General features: G+C 48.0%; 21 protein-coding genes and 4 pseudogenes. 11 read left to right on the top strand and 14 right to left on the bottom strand.

From position 1 onward, the window contains the following. Window positions 1-156: 156 nt before the first annotated feature. Both ABDK09_02125 and ABDK09_02120 read right to left on the bottom strand, forming a co-directional pair. Window positions 157-550: pseudogene (locus tag ABDK09_02125) on the bottom strand (RidA family protein). 32 nt (window positions 551-582) lie between these two features. After that, window positions 583-2,026, bottom strand: a pseudogene (locus tag ABDK09_02120) (D-aminoacylase). A gap of 176 nt (window positions 2,027-2,202) precedes the next feature. Between ABDK09_02120 and ABDK09_02115 the strand changes: the two are divergent. Beyond that, window positions 2,203-3,475: pseudogene (locus ABDK09_02115) on the top strand (amino acid deaminase). Window positions 3,476-3,561: 86 nt separating this feature from the next. Next, window positions 3,562-4,426: pseudogene (locus tag ABDK09_02110) on the top strand (MurR/RpiR family transcriptional regulator). Window positions 4,427-4,527: 101 nt separating this feature from the next. Here ABDK09_02110 and ABDK09_02105 read toward each other — a convergent pair. Beyond that, window positions 4,528-5,433 carry a LysR substrate-binding domain-containing protein gene (locus ABDK09_02105; GenBank protein ID XAW88202.1) on the bottom strand — a complete coding sequence of 302 codons (906 nt, stop codon included), beginning with the start codon at window positions 5,431-5,433 and terminating at the stop codon, window positions 4,528-4,530. Window positions 5,434-5,630: 197 nt separating this feature from the next. On the opposite strand from ABDK09_02105, the gene ABDK09_02100 reads away from it, so the two are divergent. Next, window positions 5,631-6,272, top strand: coding sequence for a LysE family translocator (locus ABDK09_02100; GenBank protein XAW88201.1), 642 nt, complete (start codon window positions 5,631-5,633; stop codon window positions 6,270-6,272). A gap of 16 nt (window positions 6,273-6,288) precedes the next feature. Here the strand turns inward: ABDK09_02100 and ABDK09_02095 are convergent, their stop codons facing one another. From ABDK09_02095 to ABDK09_02085, 3 genes are read right to left on the bottom strand one after another with little or no spacing between them, the layout of a single operon-like run. Further along, entirely contained in the window at window positions 6,289-6,561 is a 273-nt protein-coding gene (locus ABDK09_02095; GenBank protein ID XAW88200.1) for an FAD:protein FMN transferase, read from the bottom strand. Then, window positions 6,488-7,222, bottom strand: a complete 735-nt coding sequence (locus ABDK09_02090) for an FAD:protein FMN transferase (GenBank protein ID XAW88199.1) — start codon at window positions 7,220-7,222, stop codon at window positions 6,488-6,490. The genes ABDK09_02095 and ABDK09_02090 overlap by 74 nt, the downstream gene beginning before the upstream one ends. A gap of 42 nt (window positions 7,223-7,264) precedes the next feature. Further along, window positions 7,265-8,173, bottom strand: coding sequence for a LysR family transcriptional regulator (locus tag ABDK09_02085; protein ID XAW88198.1), 909 nt, complete (start codon window positions 8,171-8,173; stop codon window positions 7,265-7,267). 206 nt (window positions 8,174-8,379) lie between these two features. Here ABDK09_02085 and ABDK09_02080 point away from each other — a divergent pair, with 206 nt between their 5' ends. The 5 genes from ABDK09_02080 to ABDK09_02060 all read left to right on the top strand — a co-directional run bounded on the left by ABDK09_02080 (window position 8,380) and on the right by ABDK09_02060 (window position 11,700). Further along, window positions 8,380-8,988 (top strand): NADPH-dependent FMN reductase, encoded by a 609-nt coding sequence (locus ABDK09_02080; GenBank protein ID XAW88197.1) that lies wholly within the window; start codon window positions 8,380-8,382, stop codon window positions 8,986-8,988. Window positions 8,989-8,993: 5 nt separating this feature from the next. Then, on the top strand, window positions 8,994-10,094 hold the full coding sequence (locus ABDK09_02075; protein ID XAW88196.1) for an FAD-dependent oxidoreductase: 1,101 nt from the start codon (window positions 8,994-8,996) through the stop codon (window positions 10,092-10,094). Then, a complete protein-coding gene (locus ABDK09_02070) occupies window positions 10,060-11,268 on the top strand; it encodes an FAD-binding protein (protein XAW88195.1) in 1,209 nt (402 codons plus the stop codon). The genes ABDK09_02075 and ABDK09_02070 overlap by 35 nt, the downstream gene beginning before the upstream one ends. Beyond that, window positions 11,240-11,416: an FAD-binding protein gene (locus tag ABDK09_02065; protein XAW88194.1), complete on the top strand. Its 177-nt coding sequence runs from the start codon at window positions 11,240-11,242 to the stop codon at window positions 11,414-11,416. The genes ABDK09_02070 and ABDK09_02065 overlap by 29 nt, the downstream gene beginning before the upstream one ends. 104 nt (window positions 11,417-11,520) lie before the next feature. Then, complete coding sequence (locus ABDK09_02060; GenBank protein XAW88193.1) at window positions 11,521-11,700, top strand: hypothetical protein; 180 nt, start codon at window positions 11,521-11,523, stop codon at window positions 11,698-11,700. A gap of 386 nt (window positions 11,701-12,086) precedes the next feature. Here the strand turns inward: ABDK09_02060 and ABDK09_02055 are convergent, their stop codons facing one another. The 7 genes from ABDK09_02055 to ABDK09_02025 all read right to left on the bottom strand — a co-directional run bounded on the left by ABDK09_02055 (window position 12,087) and on the right by ABDK09_02025 (window position 17,660). Next, the gene (locus tag ABDK09_02055; GenBank protein XAW88192.1) at window positions 12,087-12,659 is read right to left on the bottom strand and encodes a hypothetical protein; all 573 of its coding nucleotides are present in this window, start codon (window positions 12,657-12,659) and stop codon (window positions 12,087-12,089) included. Continuing rightward, window positions 12,640-13,152: an AIPR family protein gene (locus ABDK09_02050; GenBank protein ID XAW88191.1), complete on the bottom strand. Its 513-nt coding sequence runs from the start codon at window positions 13,150-13,152 to the stop codon at window positions 12,640-12,642. Before ABDK09_02050 ends, ABDK09_02055 begins: the two co-directional genes overlap by 20 nt. Beyond that, window positions 13,136-13,807: a hypothetical protein gene (locus tag ABDK09_02045; protein ID XAW88190.1), complete on the bottom strand. Its 672-nt coding sequence runs from the start codon at window positions 13,805-13,807 to the stop codon at window positions 13,136-13,138. Before ABDK09_02045 ends, ABDK09_02050 begins: the two co-directional genes overlap by 17 nt. A gap of 741 nt (window positions 13,808-14,548) precedes the next feature. Then, the gene (locus tag ABDK09_02040; GenBank protein ID XAW88189.1) at window positions 14,549-14,893 is read right to left on the bottom strand and encodes a YajD family HNH nuclease; all 345 of its coding nucleotides are present in this window, start codon (window positions 14,891-14,893) and stop codon (window positions 14,549-14,551) included. Between the two features lie 444 nt (window positions 14,894-15,337). Further along, on the bottom strand, window positions 15,338-15,706 hold the full coding sequence (locus ABDK09_02035) for a carboxymuconolactone decarboxylase family protein (GenBank protein XAW88188.1): 369 nt from the start codon (window positions 15,704-15,706) through the stop codon (window positions 15,338-15,340). A 59-nt stretch (window positions 15,707-15,765) separates the two neighbouring features. Further along, window positions 15,766-16,122, bottom strand: a complete 357-nt coding sequence (locus ABDK09_02030) for a MerR family transcriptional regulator (protein ID XAW88187.1) — start codon at window positions 16,120-16,122, stop codon at window positions 15,766-15,768. Window positions 16,123-16,265: 143 nt separating this feature from the next. Beyond that, window positions 16,266-17,660 carry a M20 family metallopeptidase gene (locus ABDK09_02025; GenBank protein ID XAW88186.1) on the bottom strand — a complete coding sequence of 465 codons (1,395 nt, stop codon included), beginning with the start codon at window positions 17,658-17,660 and terminating at the stop codon, window positions 16,266-16,268. A 116-nt stretch (window positions 17,661-17,776) separates the two neighbouring features. On the opposite strand from ABDK09_02025, the gene ABDK09_02020 reads away from it, so the two are divergent. The 3 genes from ABDK09_02020 (at window position 17,777) to ABDK09_02010 (ending at window position 20,156) form a co-directional block, all read left to right on the top strand. Beyond that, complete coding sequence (locus ABDK09_02020; protein ID XAW88185.1) at window positions 17,777-18,688, top strand: LysR family transcriptional regulator; 912 nt, start codon at window positions 17,777-17,779, stop codon at window positions 18,686-18,688. 168 nt (window positions 18,689-18,856) lie between these two features. Next, the gene (locus ABDK09_02015) at window positions 18,857-19,909 is read left to right on the top strand and encodes an MFS transporter (protein ID XAW88184.1); all 1,053 of its coding nucleotides are present in this window, start codon (window positions 18,857-18,859) and stop codon (window positions 19,907-19,909) included. A gap of 4 nt (window positions 19,910-19,913) precedes the next feature. Next, window positions 19,914-20,156: a hypothetical protein gene (locus ABDK09_02010; GenBank protein XAW88183.1), complete on the top strand. Its 243-nt coding sequence runs from the start codon at window positions 19,914-19,916 to the stop codon at window positions 20,154-20,156. A 113-nt stretch (window positions 20,157-20,269) separates the two neighbouring features. On the opposite strand, the gene ABDK09_02005 is transcribed toward ABDK09_02010, so the two are convergent. Further along, window positions 20,270-20,962, bottom strand: a complete 693-nt coding sequence (locus ABDK09_02005) for an alanyl-tRNA editing protein (GenBank protein ID XAW88182.1) — start codon at window positions 20,960-20,962, stop codon at window positions 20,270-20,272. Window positions 20,963-21,446: the final 484 nt, after the last annotated feature.

Here is a 21,446-nt window from a genome sequence, read left to right as displayed (position 1 = left end):
TTCCATTAGCAATGTATTAGATATTATTTCCGATAATTATCTAAATTATAAACAAGTATTAAATCACAGTTATGCTTAATGTTGCCATATGAAACTAAGCGGTATGAAATAAAACGCCAAATAAATAATTGCTATCAATATGGCGTTTTATTAATTTTATCGACGGTCCTCGCGATAACAGGTCACATCAACTTCAACTTTAACGTCAACAACTAAATCACAAACCATGCAAATACGAGCCGGTGGGTTTGCACCGAAGAATTCTTTAAACACTTTATTGAAAGACTGGAAGTAGCGAGAGTCTGTCAAAACAACTTTTACATGCACGACGTCTTCCAGGCCATACCCTGCTTCTTGCATGATATCGACACAGTTTTGGATTGCGAGGCGAGATTGGTCAACGATTCCACCTTCAACCACTTCACCGTCAGTCATTGGCGTTTGGCCTGAAACATAAAGAAAGCCACCCGCTTCTGTCGCTCGTGCAAAAGGCAAATGCTGACCGCCTGTTTCCTACTCCGCCTTCTACACCATAACGCTTAATCGACATAAATATTCTCCATTGCTTTAAATAAAATAAACTTAATGAGATTTATTCCTGGGAATAAAAACCCCACTTCTATTATTAGTAACCTTGCCGTTGGCAAAGGATAATTTTCCGTTAACAAAAACACTTTCGATACCAGCAGATAATGAAATAGGATTTTCAAATGTCGCTGTATCTTTAATCGTACTTGGATTAAATAACACCAGATCCGCATAATATCCGGCGCTAATTTTTCCTCTGTCGGTGAGGTTATATCTTTTTGCAGACATAGCCGTCATTTTATGAACAGCTTCAGACAAGGAAAATAATCCTTCGTCTCGTGCATAATGTCCTAATACTCGAGGAAATGTTCCCCATAACCTCGGATGAGGATGCGGGTCATTAGGTAAACCATCCGAGCCGACCATAGTCAGTTCATATTTCAATACTCGTTTAACATCGTTTTCATCCATGCAGTGATACACAGCACCTGCAGGCTGAAGTTTCTTCGCCGCCTCCATCAGAGGAATTGCCATCTCAAGCGCAATATCTTTCAGCATCTTGCCAGCATGTTGTGGCATCGCTTCAGACCAGGTAATGAAAATATCAATCTCGTCGGTTACCTGATTCAAATCGAGCGTAGATGAGCTCGCTGAGTAGGGATAACAATCGCAACTTATATCCTGATGCGGTTTCACCTTATCCATCAGTCCTAAGACTTCTTTCGAACGCCCCCAATTGCCGGCGCCCGCACACTTGAGATGAGAGATCACAACCGGCACTTTGGCATAGAGGCCCGTTTCAAAAGCTTCTTCCATCGCGCTAATGATTTCTTCGAACTCTGTACGCATGTGGGTGGTATAAATACCGCCATGACGTCCCAGAAACTTCGGCTAAGCGCATAACTTCATCTGCTGTAGCCTGCTTAGCACTGGCATAAGCGAGACCGGAACTTAATCCAAGAGCCCCCTCTTCCATTGCCTGATTCAAAGCGCTTCTCATCTGCTCAATTTCATCATCGGAAGCGGTACGCAATAGGTCGTTCATAACATTATTGCGTAAAGCTGTATGACCCACTAATGCAGCAACGTTGACTGCAGGTTTCGCTTTTTCAACTGCCGCCACGTAGGAAGCAAACGTCGGATAAACAAAATCTTCTTTCTTACCCAGCAGGTTCATTGGATCGGGCGGATCGCCGGCCAGCACCACTGGACTGGCGCTGATACCACAATTTCCCACGATAACCGTTGTCACTCCCTGACTGATTTTCGACAAACATTCAGGAGCACGAATCACATTGGTATCGTCATGTGTGTGAACATCAATAAAGCCCGGAGCTAACGCCAATCCGGTGCCATCAATCACATGCAATGCTTCATAAGAGGTTAATTGACCAACCACCTCGATACGTTCCTGACGAATCGCTACATCCGAAATAAATGGTTGTGAGCCTGAACCGTCCAATATTGAAACGTTCTTTATGATCACGTCGAACCTCATACATCCTTCCCTTATCCATCGTTGATGAACGGATTATTGATAAATTCATCCGTTTTAACAGTGAGGAAACACACAAAAGGTTTACTTTTGTGTGATACTTTCTTACACTAAAACCACAAATAAAGGACTTAATACCATTATATCAGTAACTTAAATAATGTTAGGAGTAAGGAAACATGAATAACCCAGAACAAAACAATGATAAAAACTATCATAAAACCACAATTGAAGTGCCGAATTACGGTGAAAAATCACAGCCATCACCTAAAATCGGTCAGCCTCCATTTCGTTTGGCATATGATGAAGTCGCATTGCCTGCCGCTGTCGTTCGATCATCAGCACTCGCTAACAACCTGAACTGGATGCAGACCTTTGCTGATCGTCATGACGTAAAACTCTGCCCGCACGGTAAAACGACCATGACACCAGCATTTTTCCAGCAACAACTGCAACACGGCGCGTGGGGAATCACGGTTGCGACAGTGGCACAAGCACAAGTTGCCGCTCTGGCCGGAGCCAAAAATATCATTATGGCCAACCAATTAGTCGGCCAGACCAACATGCTGTTAGTGGCTGATTTAATTCAGACTCACGATGTGAATTTTTACTGCTGCGTTGACTCAAAATTAAACGTTTCAGCTCTGGAGCAAGCTTTCTCTGCTCAGGATCTGTCGCTGAATGTGATGATTGAATTTGGTATTCCGGGTGGCCGTTGCGGATGTCGTTCAGAGACAGAAGTGCTCGAACTGGCTGCATTTATTGACCAGCATCCGCATCTAAAGCTAACAGGTATTGAAGTATATGAAGGTGTCATTCACGGTGAGAATGCGGAAGAGCAAATAAGACAATTTTTGGGCTCAACGCTAGAAACTCGCCAGTGATTTACTGCGTGAAGGCTTGATCACTGACAAACCAATTATCAGCGGTGCAGGTTCGGCCTGGTACGATGTTGTTGCGGAATGCTTCGCTCACAACGCCACTTGTTGCGCAGTCATTCGTCCAGGTTGCTACGCAATTCACGATACGGGCATCTATCTCGACGCACAAAGTAAAGTCATGGATCGAGCCAATCAAAACAGCGGTTTAGCCTGTGATATAGGTGGTGACCTTGAATCCGCGCTTGAACTTTGGGCTCATATCATCTCGCGCCCGGAACCAACAAAGTTAGTGGCAGGATTTGGCAAACGTGACGTCGCCTTTGATGCAGGTTTGCCTATACCGGAACGTGCATACCGAAATGGTCAGTCGCTGGACCTTGAACATGCCGTAACCACTGCGGTGATGGATCAGCATGCGTTTATTGAAGTCACCGCAGAGTGTGAGTTGCAAGTGGGCGATATCGTCGTGTTTTCCACCTCTCATCCATGCTTAACCTTTGATAAGTGGCGCTCAATTGCAGTCAGTGACGACAATGACCAAGTGACTCACTGGGTAAAAACTCATTTTTAAACATGAGCATGGCGCAGCTTTTCGTTATACTGCCTATAAGTAAAAATGGAGGCTGACAACAGCCTCCATAAAGATAAGGACATAGTTTGAGTTTAGAAATTGATATCATATCTCAGATCACTGAACGCTTCGGTGCACTTCGTGAAGCGGAGAAAAAAGTCGCCAAGTTGATCATGGATGATATTCAAGGCGCTGCCAATGCCAGTATTACTGAATTGGCAGAGAGTGCCGAAGTCAGTGAAGCAACCATCACTCGTTTTGCCAAAGCCATTGGCTGCAAAAACGTACGTGATATGAAAATTAAATTAGCTCAGACGTTAACGCTCGGCCAACGCTTTATTCTCGATCCTCCGGATCAAAGCGGATTTCAGGGTATTTATGAATCGATAAAACAAGCGCTCGACATCAACCGTAACCTGATTGTGGAAGAGGATATTGAAACAGCAGCTAAGTGGTTACATGAGGCAAGACAAGTCATTGCAGTCGGTATGGGCGGCGGTTCGACCATTGCCGCACAGGAAATTCAGCATCGGCTGTTCCGTTTGGGTTACCCTGTCACAGCATATAATGACGGGTTACTTACGCGCATGATCGCAGCTACCGCTGATACCAATGACGTCCTGGTCACACTGTCCGCTACAGGCTTTACCCCTGCCATTGTCGACACGGCTCAGTTAGCCAAGGAGTATGGTGTTAAAGTAATCGCGATTACGCCGAAAAACACACCATTATCCTCCTATGCTGATTTATTACTGCCCATTGAACATCAGGAAACTGACTTTATCTATAAACCGTCGGCTTCGCGCTATGCGATGTTGGCGTTGGTTGATGTGCTTTCCATGGCTTTGGCGGTCAACCATAAACGCCGCTCGCGAGATAAATTGCGCCGGTTAAAAATAGCGTTAGACTCCTATCGGGGTGGCTTAGAAACGTCAGCCTTTAGGTGACTAAACGGCCTCAATTCCCTCCCCGACCAAGAATTTGCTCTGAATCAGGCATCCATTCCTGGTTGGGGATTCAATCCTGCCGATGACCTGCCCAAGTCAGCTTAGTCAGCGCAAATAAGTGACCGGTACACCTCTATCTGTCGGCACTGCCAGCTTGAGCCACTGGTACAGCAGATCGATGTTTTGCCGTTTGGCGCTGCCTTTCGGCCACACCAGGTAATAACTTTCTCCGGTGGATACTGCTTCCTTGAATGGTAATGTCAGCAGCCCGGCTTCAATCGCTTTCAGGCTGAGTAACAAATCGCCGACGGAGATACCGTGGCCACTGATTGCGGCCAGGTTGCCTTGCTCGAGTGTGTCAAATACCTTGCCCTGATTGAGATTGAGTGATTTAACGTGACCGGTACGAGCAATCCAGCGCCGCCAGTCACGGCGGTCTGTGGTCGGGTGAATCAGTTCGCAACTGGTCAGATCCTGCTGCGCTGCAGTGAGTAAATCCGGCGCGCAAACCGGGATCAGCCATTCAGCGAACAGTGGCAGACATTCGGTATTGGCGCCGAAACTGCCCTGACCGAGCAAAATCGCGCAATCATAAGGTTCACGGACAAAATCGACCGTGTCGACATCCATCCACACACTGGCGGTTTCAATCAGTGGTGCTGAGTGCTGCGCACGAAAACGACTCAGCACATCCAGCAGCCAGCTCATGGTCAGTGTGGACGGCGCTTTTAAACGCAGCTTGCGGTTGTTATTGCCAAAGTGATAACAGGCATTTTCCAGGCTCTGGAACCCTTCTGCCAGTTGAGTTGCCAGCGTATTGCCGGCCGGTGTGATAGTAACTTTGGGTCCGTGGCGGTGAAACAGCTCGCATTCAAACCACTCTTCCAGAGTCCGCACGTGACGGCTGACCGCACCCGGCGTTACGTTGAGCAATTGTGCGGCTTTAGAAAACGAGCCTAAACGGGCTGCCGCCTCAAATGCGCGCAGCGCGTAGAGTGGAGGTAAGGTCACTGATATTATCCATTGTGAGTTTAACTCACAATAATATACAGATTTTTCCGTTTTTCACCAATGCATCGATTAAGGATAATCAGCGGATTCATTCCCAAGCCGATTCGTACTCACACTCAACTAACGTGAGTTGTGCTCATACAAATGTGCTCATAAAAATACGCCCGGCCCAATTCAGTTACAGGAAACAGCGCCCGATGAACCTTTCTCTGCTCGCCAGTTACAGCCTGGCCGTGTTGCTTTTAATTCTCAGCCCCGGCCCGGTAGTGGCTTTACTCACCTCCACCGCAGCGCGTCATGGTCAGCGTAAAGCATTTATGACCATGCTTGGCACCAATGGCGCGTCACTGCTGTTGCTGACCACCGCGGTGTTAATGCTGGCCGGCGTGGTTCATCTGTCTCCCGCTTATCTTTACTTACTGGGTATTCTCGGCTCGCTGTACATTGGCTATACCGCCATCAGTGATCTGCTGGCGATGATAGACAGTTCAGGCATCCAGAGCGCAGCAGCCACGGATCCGGACAGGCAAAACGCTCAGCGTAGCGGCTTGGTCAAAGGCTTTGTGATTGGCATTGCGAACCCGAAAGATATCCTGTTTTTTGTCTCGTTTTTTCCGCAGTTCATTGCCGTAACGCACAATTTCTCCACCAGCGTGATGACGCTGTCAGCAATCTGGGTGCTGTTTGATCTGACCATTCTGTCGCTGTATATCCTCGGCGCGAAATGGTGGACGCAAGCCTTCAGCTCACGCTGGATTGAAGGGGTATGCGCGGGGTTCTTATTGGTGGTAGCAGGCGGAGGCGTGATCTATAACTCGCAGCAGTTACTCGGGTCATAGTTGCAACGCCTGAAAGCTAAGCCATCGTGATCCTGTCTCTCAGATTGGGCGTGGTGGCAAATTGCCCGTCCTGGGTTATGACGATGGCTTCCATCCCCTCGATACGATTGACGGTTTGCAGAATCGCTCTCGCATCGAGGCCAAACAGCTTGGTGGTGTATAAATCACAATCCAATGATTGATCCGCGATGATGGTCAGCGATGCTACGCTATTCTCAACCGGATAACCGCTGTGGCTGTCGAAAATGTGGTGATACTGTTTGCCGTTGTGCGCAAAGGTTTCTTTCATAGATACCAGAGGTCACCACTGACTGATTTCTGATCTTCAGCTTAGCCACACTGTGTCCCCGGGGCAGAAACGGATTCTGTATCCCGACCTCCCAATCCGGTTTTTGCTGCGGCGATTCGCCATACACCAGAAGATTACCACCGATATCGATCATCGCCGCAACCGGGTTGTACTGCCGGAAAAACTCCATGATCTTGTCGCTGAAATAGCCTTTGGCGATGGCGCCTAAATCGATTTCGAGCCCGTCTCGGGCAAAAAACACCGTATGTTGCTCATCATCGAGAATGATCTCGGCAGGATTTAAGCGCGGTAATACCTGGCTGATTTCCTCATCGCCAGGCACTCTCGCTTCCTTAAACCCGACCCGCCACAACTTAATCAAAGGGCCGATAGCAATATTGAGAAAACTGCCCGGTTCAAGGCTGTGCTCTTTACCGATTTTGATTAACTCGTACAAATCCGTATCGACCACCACGGGGTGCCGGGTTGCTGTAGTTTTCAGGGCTGACAAGGGAGAAGAACCCCTATTGGCGCTGAACACTTGCTCGTAGCGCCTTAACATCGCTTCCGCCTCACTGAGCCGTTGCTGCGCGTGATGGCCTTTAAAATAAAGACGAATCTTCGTGCCCATCATTTCCAGCACGGTATTAGCTTCGGTCATGCGAACTCCTCATCAGCGCTTGTATTGCGGGCAGAATTTTTGTCACGAAACAAAGGCATCCAGCAGGCCTTCATCAATCGCAGACAATACCCGGGCGCGGTTATGGGCGATAAAATAATCGAGATTCACCTGATCAACCGGCAGTGGATAAATGTTGTATTTTTCGGCACAAGGCTCCACCGCCAGACTTTCCGGTACAAAGGTGACCCCGGTGCCGGCCATCGCGAGATTTTTCACCGTGGCGATTTCACTGCTTTCTAACACAATGCGCGGCGTGATTTTATAAATCCCCAATAAATGATCGACCTGCATTCGGATAGCGGACCCTTTCGAGGTTAACACCAGCTTTTGGCGCAATAAGCGTTCCATCTCGATACTGCCTTCGGCTAATTTGCTGATCCCCGGCTGATACAGCTCACTCGAATTCGGGATTAAAGCAAAATATCTGTGGTTGCCCCAGGAAACAGCGCGCAATGTCGGCGCAATACTGCTGGAATTCTGCCCGACCCAAAAATCCACTTCACTTTTTAACAACCTTTTCTCGTTGTTTTCCGGGATATCTTCCACCAACTCGATCTGGCAATCGGGATACTGCGCGAGGAATTTCGGCACAAACAGCGGGATAAGATAAGTCCCGATACTGGGTAAGATACCAATTCTGATTGTCGTCTTGCCCGACTCCGTGAGCGCGTTGATCTCCCTGCGCATGTTGGAATACACCGTTTCCAGTGAGCCGAGATAATCGTAATAAATTTTACCGGGCTCGGTTAACCGGTACGGCAGCTCACTGCGGTTGATGATCTGACAATTCAGTTCGGTCTCGATGCGTTTAATCACCTGGGTCAGATAAGGCTGAGAGATATACAAGGAATCGGCCGCCTTGCTGTAATTACTGAATTTAAGCAACGCATCCAGATAGCATAAGGTGCTCTGGCTCTTATATTTAGACATAATTGTTCCTTAATCCTCACCCTTTCCTGGCGCTGTACTCAAACGATTTGGAGTTGCAGCCAACACCGCTGCAGCTTCAAGCTGCGAGGTTATAATAAATTACTTATTGAAGCCAAATATATAGCTATTAGCCAGCGATTGCATCCTGTGATACAACAATAACCAGAAAATAAATATGGCTATAAGAATACAGGAAACCCCCTAGTATGAAATACTTAGCAATTGTTGGCACCAATTCCAATGTGTCCACCAACCGCATGTTACTGCAGTTCATGCAAGCGCATTTTAAACAAGAGGCCGAACTGGAACTGTACGAAATTAAACACCTGCCCGCGTTTTATGAGGCAAAAAACGGCCAGGTGCCGGCTGAAGTCGAGGATCTGTCCGCTAAAATCCGTCAGGCAGACGGTGTCATCATCGCCACACCTGAATATGACCACACCATTACCGCTGCGCTGAAAAGTGCTCTGGAATGGATCAGCTACACCAGCCAGGCGCTCACCGATAAGCCGGTCCTGATTGTCGGCGCTTCTCACGGCTCTCTGGGTTCATCACGTGCGCAAGGGCATCTGCGTCAAATCCTTGATTCACCAGAGCTTGCTGCACGTCTTATGCCGAGCAGTGAATTCCTGCTTGGTAAATCTCAGGCCGCGTTTAATGCCTCAGGCAATTTAGTCTATGCAGACAAGGTGGTTGAACTCGAGGAAATTTTCCGCGAATTCCTGCTGTTTACCGACCTTATTACAAAATTGTTATCAGACAGATCGGTCACCAAAAAAGGCAAAAAATTCGCTTGGCAAACTCAGGAGGCATAACAGATATGAAATTTACAGCGATCGTCGGCACTACGTCTCCGAAGTCCTACAACCGGACCCTGCTGCAGTTCATGCAGACGCATTTTAAAGACAAAGCAGAGATTGAACTGCTGGAAATCGACCAGGTTCCTATGTTCAATCAGGATTTGCCGTCCACTCATCCCCAGTTGGTGGAAATCAATGAAAAAATCACCGCCAGTGACGGGGTCATTATTGCCACACCGGAATACAACCACTCCATTCCGTCCAGCCTGAAAAGTGTGCTGGAATGGCTGAGCTACGAGCTGCATCCACTGGATGGCAAACCGGTCATGATTCTGGGCGCATCGATTGACTCACAAGGCTCATCCCGCGCGCAGCTGCACCTGCGTCAGGTTCTCGACGCCCCTGGCGTTAACGCCAACGTGATGCCAGGCTACGAATTCCTGCTCGGCAATGCGCACCTGGCGTTTGATGACAATGGTCAGATCAACAGCGAAGGCACCATCGACTTTCTCGAAATCTGCTTCCTGCGCTTCATGCGTTTTGCCAAAATTTCCAACCAGCTCAATGAAGAAGAAGAGTTTTCTTTCGCACCGGGCACCTATGAAGTGCATGCACTTGGCCATGGCGGCGCGCTGCCAATGAAAGTCGCGTTCAGCGAGAAGAAAATCGAGAGCATCGATATTGACACCGCTGGCGAAACCGAAGGCCTGGCTGACGTCGTCTTTGTCCGTATCCCGGACAAAATCATTGAAGGTCAGACTCTCAATGTCGATGCCCTGTCCGGCGCATCAGAAACCAGTAATGCGGTGCTGGATGGCGTTGCTAAAGCCGTCAAACTGGCCGGTGTCAATCCGGACATTTTAAGACGCCGTCCAAAACCGGCCAGCAGCCTCAATCGCGGCGATGAAGAATACAGCTGTGATGTCGTTGTGATTGGCGGCGGCGGTGCCGGCTTAAGCGCAGCAGCCACCGTTCTGCAACAAGGCAAGAGCGCCATCGTCCTGGAAAAATTCCCGGCCGTCGGCGGCAACACCATTCGTACTGGTGGTCCGATTAATGCGGCTGACCCGGACTGGCAACGCTCGTTTGACGAAAACCCGGGCGAAACGCCATACCATTGAAGCGCTGTTGAACACCAATGAAAGCGACATTCATCCGGAATATCTGGCCGACTTCCGCGCGCTGAAAGATGAGTTTGCCACCTACCAGGCAAACTTTGGTGAAGGTAAAGGCTATCTGTTCGATTCACCACTGCTGCACAGAATGCAGACCTATTTCGGCGGTAAACGTACAGACCTTCAGGGCAACGATATCTACGGCCAGTACGATCTGGTTAAGATCCTCACCGACCGCGCGCTGGAAAGTGTCCAATGGCTGGAAGAGATCGGCGTGGAATACAACAAAGACATCGTATTCGCTCCGGTCGGTGCCTTATGGCGTCGCGGCCATAAGCCGGTCAAAAAATACGGTACAGCGTTTATCCTCGCGTTAAGCAAATATATCGAGGAGATGTCCGGCACTATTCTGACCGACAGTCCGGCCAAAGAATTCCTGATTGAAGATGGGGAAATCAAAGGCATCATCGCCACCGGCGTCAACGGACAGAAAATTACCGTGCACGCCAAGGCCGTGGTGCTGGCCAGCGGCGGCTTTGGTGCCAACACCAAGATGCTGCAACAATACAACACTTACTGGAGCAACATCGCGGACGATATCAAAACCACCAACTCCTACGCCATGACAGGCGACGGCATTGTGCTTGGTCAGTCTGTCGGCGCCGGCTTAACCGGAATGGGCTTCACGCAGATGATGCCGGTCGCCGACCCGATCACCGGTGAACTGTTCAGTGGCCTGCAAGTGCCGCCGGAAAACTTCGTGATTGTGAACAAACAAGGCCAACGGTTCGTCAATGAATTCGCCGGACGCGACGTGCTGACCAAAGCTGCGCTGGCTGAAGGCGGCCTGTTCTATCTGATTGCTGATGACGAAATCAAGAAAACCGCGGCCAACACCAGCCAGGAGAAAATTGATCGTCAGGTCGCCGAAGGGACTCTGTTCAGAGCCGACACGCTGGAAGAACTGGCGCTGAAAGTGGGCATGGAGCCTTCCCTGCTGGTCGATACCGTCAACAAATACAACAGCTATGTTGAAGCCGGTTTCGATCCTGAATTCCACAAAGATACGTTCAGTTTAAAAGTGGAAAAAGCGCCGTTCTACGCGACCCCAAGGCAACCTGCGGTTCACCACACCATGGGCGGCCTCAAGATTGATACCGCGACTCGCGTTTCTGGATGACAACAACCAGCCAATCAAACACCTGTACGCCGCTGGTGAAGTGGCCGGTGGTATCCACGCCGGTAACCGCCTCGGCGGTAACGCGCTGGCCGATATCTTTACCTTTGGCCGTATTGCAGGGCAAACGGCACTGCAGGAAATGAACTGATTATTTCTTAATTGAATGGTGAGTTGTTGTTAAGTGAAGAAGCCAACCTGTAATGGGTTGGTTTCTTTTTTTTGTTTTTTTCGGGTTATTCAGAGTAGGTTTGCATGTCCCGCTTTTACTCTGATAACTATCTTGAGCTTGGTGCAAGCGGGCCAGTCCCTCTTTGCTGGCACAAAGAGGAACCAGAAAGTGCCTTTGTTTCTTTGCCGTTGGCCGGGCCGGTTTTAGGCGTTCCCTACGCCAAAAACCTAAAAATTCGTCCTGAATTTTTGCCCTATGTTTGAGTTCAAGGTTGATGGTCTAGAGCGTTTTTGGGTAAAACTTTACTAGATCTCTCTATATTAAAAATTATTTAAGCATCACAAAATCATCCAATATATATTTCCGTTAATTTTAATGAAAATTAGTGTACTGGGTGAATAATAATCTATTATCCAGAATCGAATTTTGCTAGAGAATTAAATTTAATCCCCCTTAGAAATGAGCTTATTTTCCTTTAGGATTTATAATGGTTAGAACCAAATAGAAATGAACATGTATAAATAAACTCAATTTTTCATATATTTTTATAAACATCGCCATCACTTTATTTTTAATTTTTATTGGAATGAAAAAACTGCGAGATATCGCAGTTTTAAAAACAGTCTAATTTAATAGATATCTTAAAATTTTATTTAACAAACATTTTATCAGTAAATTGTTTCGCAACCGTTTCAGTTCTTATAAAGTCACGAATCTTTTCTCTTCCTACTATTTCATTTTCACTAATAATACTTTCTAAATGCTGAGCGACATCCTCAATTAAATTAGAAAATTTATCATTATCCTTAAGGATATCTAAAACAGATTTAGATACACTTTTCTGTGATTTAGGTGGTGCGTCTAATATTGTCGGTCTATCCCAATGACTTCGAACTAAAGCATATAAAGCATAGAATCGGAAGACCGCTCTAGACCTATCAATTTTTCCAGAGCGTACCAAATAATCAAATTTATATAAGGCCAAGGCTGCCAGATGATAAAGTTCAACATTATGGTCTTCCGAGAAAATTCTTTCAGAAAATTCTTTTCGAATCCCTCTATGATCTCTAGCAGCTCTGTTGGGTTGAAAGAAAAACATTGCAGCCGCTACTTTCATGAGATCAGATGGCCGCATTATCCTTGTTCTTTCAATAGATACATCTCGATATTGGTTATCTCTTCTTTCTAAATAAATGCGAAAGTCAGAAACTCTGTGATGCACAATATTCCTCTAAATCTTTCATAAAAGGGCGTAATGCCCAAAATTGATCTTCTTTTACCTCATTCTGCTTATTTGTACCAATAATTACACTAGATATGAATTCGGGATTGCTACATCCGATTAAACGCAATGGTACATGAATATTATCAATATGATCTCGAGCATAGGCCAGAATATTTGTAGTTTGACAACCATTCACTATTTGGTAATCTTCTAGATTAAAGATATCCCCTTTCCTATCGATGCTATTAGAAACGACAGTAATACCATTATTTTTAAATACAAATGATGTTGCATCTCCAGATTTTATTTCTGAAATTATTGATTTATTTATTTCTGAATCAGGGTTAAAGTCACGAACATTATCGTAGAACAATGATCTATTTATATGACGAAAACCTTCTTGATCCTCTTCTCCTAAAGCAATTTCCAGTATCTCTGATGCAGGAATATATCCAATATAAGCCTCATCAACTTCAGCATGATCTGGCATTGTTACAGCTTTCTGAAACTTTAGCTTCGCAGAAGATGAGTTTCGTAGCGGATCGGAAACCATTTTGGATAACCTTCGCACCAACACATTCAATAATGATCGAATCAAAAATATTTAATTCTTGTAATCTTGAGATATTATTATCTATTAACTTCTTTATTAAATCAGAAACTTGACCTGTCCCTGTTGTACAGTAATAACACTTTAGTACAGGACTAGTTTTAGCAGCTGATAAATAAATCGCATTTTTTACTGCTGCAAGATTTTCTAATTGTTCACCTTTAACATGAACTTCATCAGTAAAAAAATCAAATACGGCATCTAAAAACTTACTTATATTTCCATAATCAAACTTATCCGACGTTTTTGCTTGAAAGAAGTGGAATTCTGATGAATGGTTTTTTCCGGCAGAAAGAATCGATGCTGCTTCATCACTATCAGTACATAATGCTCCCTGGATTGTGATAGCTAGGCCATCAATACCAAACTCATCTCCTCGAAGGTGAGCTCTAAAAGGATCAATATTTTCTCCAAGAATCCCATTTTCTAATGAAAATATTGACATTACTTCAAATAGTGAAGAGTCATCCATATCCTCATTTGGGTGCATTTCTTTAAAATTCTTGAGCTGAGCTTTGACAATAGGGTTCATCAATATTATTTCCTTTAAAATAATGAAATTAATTACTAAATATTAATGGGATTTAAGTTTAATCCATTATTACATAGCTTGCATAAAAAATCGAACTGAACAATAGAAAAAACAAATAAAATCATGATCCTGGAAACAGGAGAAGTGTTTAACTACCTTTTCGTAAGACTAGCTAGCGCTCAAAGAATAGCATTCTATTCTTGCGAATACTTTTGGAAGTTATCTATTAGACATAACAGTGTGTTCACAGCTTACAGTGCTATAAGAAGAAATGAGTTTTATTAGGGGAAAGACTCATCCAACCAATCCTATATGGCCAACTCCAACTGATTTCGGGGCAAAAAGAGTTCCAGCACTTTCCCTGAAACCACTTCGCTAAGGCAAAAAATCAGGACGATTTTTTAGGTTTTCGGCGTCGGGAAACGCCTAAAACCGGCCTGAACCACTCCCAAGAATCCAAGCGCCTTTCTGGTTACTCTTTGGCGCAAGCAAAGAGTGACTGGCACGCTGACACTAAGTCCAAAGAAACCGAGAAAGCAAAAGCGTGACATACAACGCCACGAAACCATTAGTCCCAGCAAACGGCGCAAAAACCACGACGATTTTTTAGGTTTTCGGCGTCGGGAACGCCTAAAACCGGCCTGAACCACACCAAAGAAAGCAAGCTCAAATAAACCAGCAACAGTACAGCGGGACATACGGATCAAAGATTAGCGGCGAGCCGAAACCCGCCACCAGCGAAACTCACTTCTTCATCATCTTGGCTAAATCAGCAAACGGATTGTAGGTTGCGCCCTGGTGCTCATCCTCACCCGGTTTGATTTCGCTGCCGTAACGTTCGTGTTCCAGGTATTTACTGTGCTCATGATCGTGGCAGTAAAGACACAATAACTCCCAGTTGCTGCCATCTTCCGGGTTATTGGTGTGGTCATGATCTTTGTGGTGAACAGTTAATTCACGCAGGTTGGAATAGACAAACTCACGGGCGCAGCGGCCGCACACCCAAGGATAGAGCTTGAGCGCTTTCTCACGATAGCCCGCCTCTTTGCGAGCATAACTGGCACTGCTGCCGTAGTAATCTGATGACATGGTTACATCTCTAATTGCAATTTAAGCCTGAATGCTACCACAAGTATAAGGCAGAAATAGTGACACACGCTAAGACTCAACCACTAACGGGGTCTGTCCTGAAGTACATCAAATGCTCAGTTCCTTCTAATCAAGACCAAAGCGAGCGCACCATTTTCAGATAACCAAACCCGAAGGCAAAAAATCAGGACGATTTTTTAGGTTTTCGGCGTCGGGAAACGCCTAAAACCGGCCGGACCACACCAAAGAAATAAAAAAACACAGGCACTTTCTGGTTCCTCGCTCTTTGTTCATGAAAATGCCAGCAAAGAGGGACCGGCCCGCTTGCACCAAGCTAGAAAGAACATCAAAAGTAAAAGCGGGACATACTATCCCACTTCACCAAAAACAGAGATCCAAAGCGGGACATGTGCCCCACTTCCCAAGAAACAGAACGTCTAACGCTCAGGAATTTAAAATCTCTTTCAAAGCAAACATCCCATTCAGCGCCGCCGGAAAACCTGCGTAAACCGACATCTGCAAGATTACCTCTTTCAATTCTTCTTCACTGCACCCGACATTCAGTGCCGCGTGTAAGTGAACCTTCAACTGCGGCGCGCAGTTGCCCATCGCGGTTAACGCAGCCACAGTAGCGATTTCACGAGTTTTGAGATCCAGGCCCGGGCGTGAGTAGATATCACCGAACGGATACTCGATGGTGTAGCGGGCAAGATCCGGACAAATGTCCTGCAGGCTTTCAATCACCTTCTGTCCGGCTTCTCCGTCGATCTTGGTCAGTTGTTGCAGTCCGCGCTCAAATCGTGTTGTGTCCATTAAGGTCTTCTCCTGTTGTTAACGACACAGGCACCTTACAAGTTAGAGTGAACTCTAAGTCAAGACACTTTTCCGTTTTTGTACAATTCGATTTTGGCTTCCAGCGCTAACAGATGCTGAGTCTGCTGCTCGATATGCTGTTGCAGCACTGTGCGGTGCTGCTCCAAAAGGTGCTGCCGCTCACCGACTGTGGCTGCGCCCTGATCACGATAATTGGCATACTCAAGGATGCCTTCCAGCGGCATGCCGGTCTCTTTCAGGCGGATGATAAAGGTTATCCAGTCGATATCTTTGGGGCTGTAGACCCGATGTCCGCTTGCGTCGCGCCGGATGTTTTTCAGCAAACCGATTTTTTCATAGTAACGCAGGGTATGCGGTGACAGCCCGACCTGATGCGAGAACTGTTTCATGTTCATCCTGGCTTTCCTCCAACAGCGAAAAAAATATGCACAGTAAAATACTATGCATATCAAAGACTACCCTTCGCCGCGACAAATGAACACCGCCGCGTGGTTAGCCGCTGTCTTCAGGCGTTGCCGTGCTCAATGACACCCGCCAGTTACGCAGGCCACTTATCACCTAAATCCCACAACAGACCCGCCGCCGCCGCCAGGCCCTGCTCTGCCACATCCACCAGCAGGTGTTCATCCGGGGCATGTTGCTTACAGGACGGATACGAATGCGGCATCCATACCGTCGGCAGCTCCAGCACTTCAGCAAAACAGTGGTTCGGAATGGTGCCACCCAGGTTGGGCAAAACGGTGATCTCTTGCTGCAGTGAACGCTGCATTGACTCACGGGCAAATCCAACCCAAGGATGGTTAGGATCCAGTCGGGTGGCGTTGTAGCCACCTTCCAGGATCACTTCAATGTCTTCAAAGCCGGCTGCCGCCAGATAAGCGCTCAGATTCGGGATCAGGTTTTGCCAGTCCGTCCCCGGCACCATGCGTAAATGGCACACCGCTTCGGCGGTTTGCGGAATCGCACCGATTGGCTGGGCAATATTACCCGCGCCGAGTGCAATCACTTCCAGGGTATTGCTGCCAAACAGGCGCTCACCATCGGTTAAATGGCTCTCGCCCCAGTGCGGGTTGAGCTCAGGATCGCCCGCCTGTCCGCCGACCGGCAGTTGCTGCATCATGCTGGCGGTGAGACCTTCCGACTGCGGCGCTTTCAGCGGCTCAGCCAGGATCCGGCCGTTGGCCGAAACCAGAGTCGCCAGCGCATGCTGCAGGCGGATCGCCGAGTTGGTAATGATGCCGCCCCAGTTACCGGAATGGCGGTCACCGTTCCCGGTATGACAACGCAGACGGAACTGACACACGCCGCGCGAGCCTAAAAACAGCGTCGGCGTACCGGCGTTAAGGCGCGGGCCATCCGAAGCGAGAAACAGATCAGCCGCCAGTTTGTCTTTTTGCTCACGGCAGAACTGCTCAAGGCCGGTGGAACCCACTTCTTCACTCATCTCAAACAGGATTTTGACGTTATAACCCAGCTTGCCGCCGCGTGCGTCAAGCACCGCTTGCAACGCCATCAGGTTAATGGTGTGCTGGCCTTTGTTATCCGCGGTGCCACGGCCAAACAGCTGGTTGCCGGATTGGGTTAGCTGCCACGGATGCGTACCCGCCTGCCACAGCTCAGCCTGACCGTTGGTGACATCGCCGTGACCGTACAGCAGTAAAGTCGGTAAAGCCTCAGCTTCGATTCGCTCGGCAATCATCAGCGGCGGCTTGCCGTCTACCGGATTAGGAAAAAACTCAGTAGCAAAATCCAGTGAGGCAAACAGCGGCGCCATTTCATCAGTCAGATAAGCCGATAACTGCGCAGCGGCCTCCGGGTTCTGACTCTCGGTCTGCATCGCAACGCGACGCGCCAGTATGTCAAAGAACTGTCCGTTATGAATGGTTTGTGTTGCCGCGTGAATCGCCTGCTCGCGTCCTGAAGTCTTGCTCATCTGCTTTACCTATGTGTTAACACTCGATTTCTTATCTCGGATTAGCTTAAGATGAGCTTACCGTTGCAACAATTATTAATAATGCAATTAAACGTTATAAAAAATAGAAAGCAAACATGCACGACATCACTCTTAAATACTTCCACGCTGTCGCCAAGACAGGCTCACTCTCCGCGGCATCGGACGAACTGCATGTCGCCGTTTCGGCCATCAGCCGCCAGATCACCCAGCTGGAAGAGCAGTTGCAGGTCAGCCTGTTCGAGCGTAAGCCGCGCGGCATGGCACTGACACCGGCCGGTGACATTCTTTATACTTATTCGCTGCGCTCAGCACTTGAGCTCAGTAACGTCGTGACCGAAATGAAAGGGCTTAACAGCGTTCAGCAGCAGACCATCACGCTGGCCTGCCCGGAAGGATTAGCCTGGGATTTTGTCCCTTACGTGACCGCGCTGTTTCACCAGCAGCATCCGCAGATGATTTTCTCACTGCGCGTCGTGGACTCAGGTAAAGCCTCTCAACTGGTCAAAGAAGGCATGGCCGATGCGGCACTGACATTCAGTCTGCAGCCCGAGCAAGGGTTGGAAGTGGCGCTGCAGGTTCCCTCGCCGGTGTGCGCCCTGTTATCCGCGCGTCACCCGCTGGCGCTGCGCAACCAGCTCAGCGTGCACGATCTGACTGGTTTTCCGTTAGCTTTTTCTGACTCCGGCACCACACTCAATTATCTGTTCGAACTCGCTTGTCATATCGAAGCGGTCAAAATCGTGCCTGCGATGACCACCAATGCGATGGGCGCTATTTACACCTATACCAAGGAAAACCCGCACGCGATTGCGCTGTGCAGTGATATGGCGGTCAAACGCCGCGCGCAGCATGACGGCCTGGTGCTGCTGCCGATGCGCGAACCCTCGCTCACCCAGCGCAGTATTCAGCTCCAGGTGATGTCACACCGCAAGCAACCGGCGCTGGTGACTCAGTTTATTGAGTTTCTGACCCGGATGTTGCAGCAGCAATCGACCGCTCACGGATAGTCGTCAATCAGTAACGTTGATGATCGACCTGTTGGCTTGTGCGCTGATACAGGGCGCAAGCTTTCTAATAAAAGCAACAATGCATTAAAAAATGAATAATTGTGTAAAAGGTTATCGATCCCTACTATCCCATTAACGGAATGATTCATTTAATGTCAGGGAGACTCAGTGTCAGACAGCGAACTCACCTTTGATGGAGCGCCTGCTGCGCAGCGCAAACCATCCGATAAGAAATTGTATAAACTGATCATCGCATCATCGATTGGTAATGCGCTGGAATGGTTTGACCTTATTGCATACGCCTTTTTTGCCGCGACCATTTCCAAACTGTTCTTTCCGACCGACGATCCAACGCTGTCGCTGATGCTGGCGATGTTCACGTTTGCGATGTCGTATCTGATCCGGCCGATTGGTGCGCTGGTAATAGGCAGCTACGCCGACAGAGCCGGACGTAAGTCAGCCATGCTGCTGACCATCTGGCTGATGATGGCCGGCACATTTTTGATTGCCGTGATGCCAACCTACGACAGCATCGGCCTTTGGGCGCCGTGCGGCATTTTGCTGGCCCGTCTGCTGCAAGGCTTTTCCGCCGGCGGCGAATTTGGCAGCGCCACAGCGATGCTGGTTGAGCAGTACCCGCAGCGCAAAGGGTTTATTTCCAGCTTTATGTTTGCCAGCCAGGGTCTGAGCGGACTGCTGGGCGCAGGCTTTGGCCTGGTGTTAACCGCCTTGCTGACCACTCAACAGCTTGAAGACTGGGGCTGGCGTATTCCGTTCTTTTTCGGACTGCTGATTGGCCCGGTCGGTTTGTATATCCGTCGTCATATTGAAGAAGCGGGTGAATTCACCGAGAAAGAGCACGTTAAAGTGCCGGTAGCAGAGCTGTTCAAAACCCACAAACGCGGCATTGTTTATAATATCGGCGCGATGATGCTGTCGACTTCCGTCACCTACTCAATCATCTTTATGCCGACTTATGCGACCAAGTTTTTGGGTCTGAGCGGTTCAATTGGTTATGGCGGCACCCTGATCAGCTACGCGGTATTAACGGTGCTGACTCCGTTTATCGGTAATCTGTCGGATCGCATTGGCCGTACCCGCCTGATGATGATTGCAGCCGGTCTGTTCTTTATCAGTGTCTATCCGGCGTTTGTGTTCCTATCCGGCAATGCCACTCTGATGGCACTGGCTGCGGTGCTGTTTCTGGCTCAGCATTCTTAAATCGGTGTACTTCGGCGGCCTGCCGGCTCTGATGTCTGAAATGTTCCCGACCCAGGTGCGGGCGACCGGTATGGCGCTGAGCTACAACATAGCGACTACGGTATTTGGCAGCTTTACTCCGGCCCTGTTGGTGTGGTCGATCAGTGCGACCGGCGATCTGCAGGCACCGAGTTATTACCTGCTGTTCACCTGTTGTGTCAGCGCCGTGACTATGCTGGCGATTCGCAAACATTTCCGCATTCGCTAATCGCACGACCTAAAGTCGAGAGTGCATCACCATACATTCATCTCTACGAAACTCATCTCTATAAAAAACACAGCCAGCGCAACTACGCTGGCTTTGTTTTATCTAGGTCGAAATCAATCAGCCAGCAGGATCTCTACCCGCTCCTTGCCTTTACCGACGTTCTTGCGTTTAAGGGCAATCCTACCCACTTCTGATGTGCGGCGCAGATGGGTTCCGCCACACGGAACCTGCGCGAATCCCGCAACTTTCCAGAACCGACGTTCAACCAGAGGATCGGAAAACTGGCTCTCGATCGCCAGATCAGCATCGATCAACTGCTGTGCCTCGACTTCAATTTCACTCAGCAGCGGCGTAATACTATGCGGGCAGGCAAAATCAATCCGGCTTTTTTGGGCTGAGATATGAGCGCCAATTTTATCGAAATCAGCAAAACGCTGGGTGAAGATTTCAAGTACTACTTCAGCCGCAAAATGTAATTTCATCAACGCATAACGTCTTGGCCAGTCAATCACAGTCACAACCTTGTCACCGACAGTAAAGGTTGGCTGCGACGCTAGCTGATAAATAATCCGGGGCCCGGATTTACTTGCCTTGACCACATCGATACCGCCGATGGTGCCTTGATCGCTCTCCTGCCCACCGGACTCTGCATAAAAAATGGTGTGCGACAGCTCCACTTCACTGCCGTCCACCCGCGACACATGCGAGGTGAGTTCGGTTAAATAGGGATTTGTCCAGAATACCTTTTCTGTCATGGTAACGTCCTTTTGCCCAAAAAACAGACTACAATCAATACGATAAAACATGCACCTGATTTCATCATTTCAAGAATAAAATCCGATGTAATCACACAAGCTTAGCAATATCTGTTGCTTTTGCTGCGCGCTAGCGTGAATAGAAAGTAGTTAATATTGCAAAAGTGTTAAGTTGTTCGTTTTGGTTAATCAGTTGATATTCAGTTAATTATTCTAACCAAAATCAAATAATTAGAAATTTCCACCATTTACTGGTTAAAGGGTTGCCACGTTATAGGGTAAACGTTTATAACGGCGCCACACAGGAGAGATTAACTCTCCGGAACTTACTGTCAGCCAGGACTCAGTATGTCATTCGCCGCTACCACAATTTGTCTGTTGCACCGTTGCAAGCAAGCGATTGCGTCTGATCGGCTCCTCCTGCTCTCACTGGGTCTATTACACCGGGGCTGACAGGCTATTTTATTTTTCTGTCGGTCGAAGTTGCTGGCAGAGACGCCTCCACGCTCACTCAGCAGCCGCTTCCCATCCGACA

It is taken from the genome of Vibrio sp. CDRSL-10 TSBA (genome assembly GCA_039696685.1).
Taxonomy (GTDB): domain Bacteria; phylum Pseudomonadota; class Gammaproteobacteria; order Enterobacterales; family Vibrionaceae; genus Vibrio.
The sequence above is the reverse complement of the archived record's forward strand: the minus strand, read 5'-3'. Positions and strand labels throughout refer to the sequence as shown.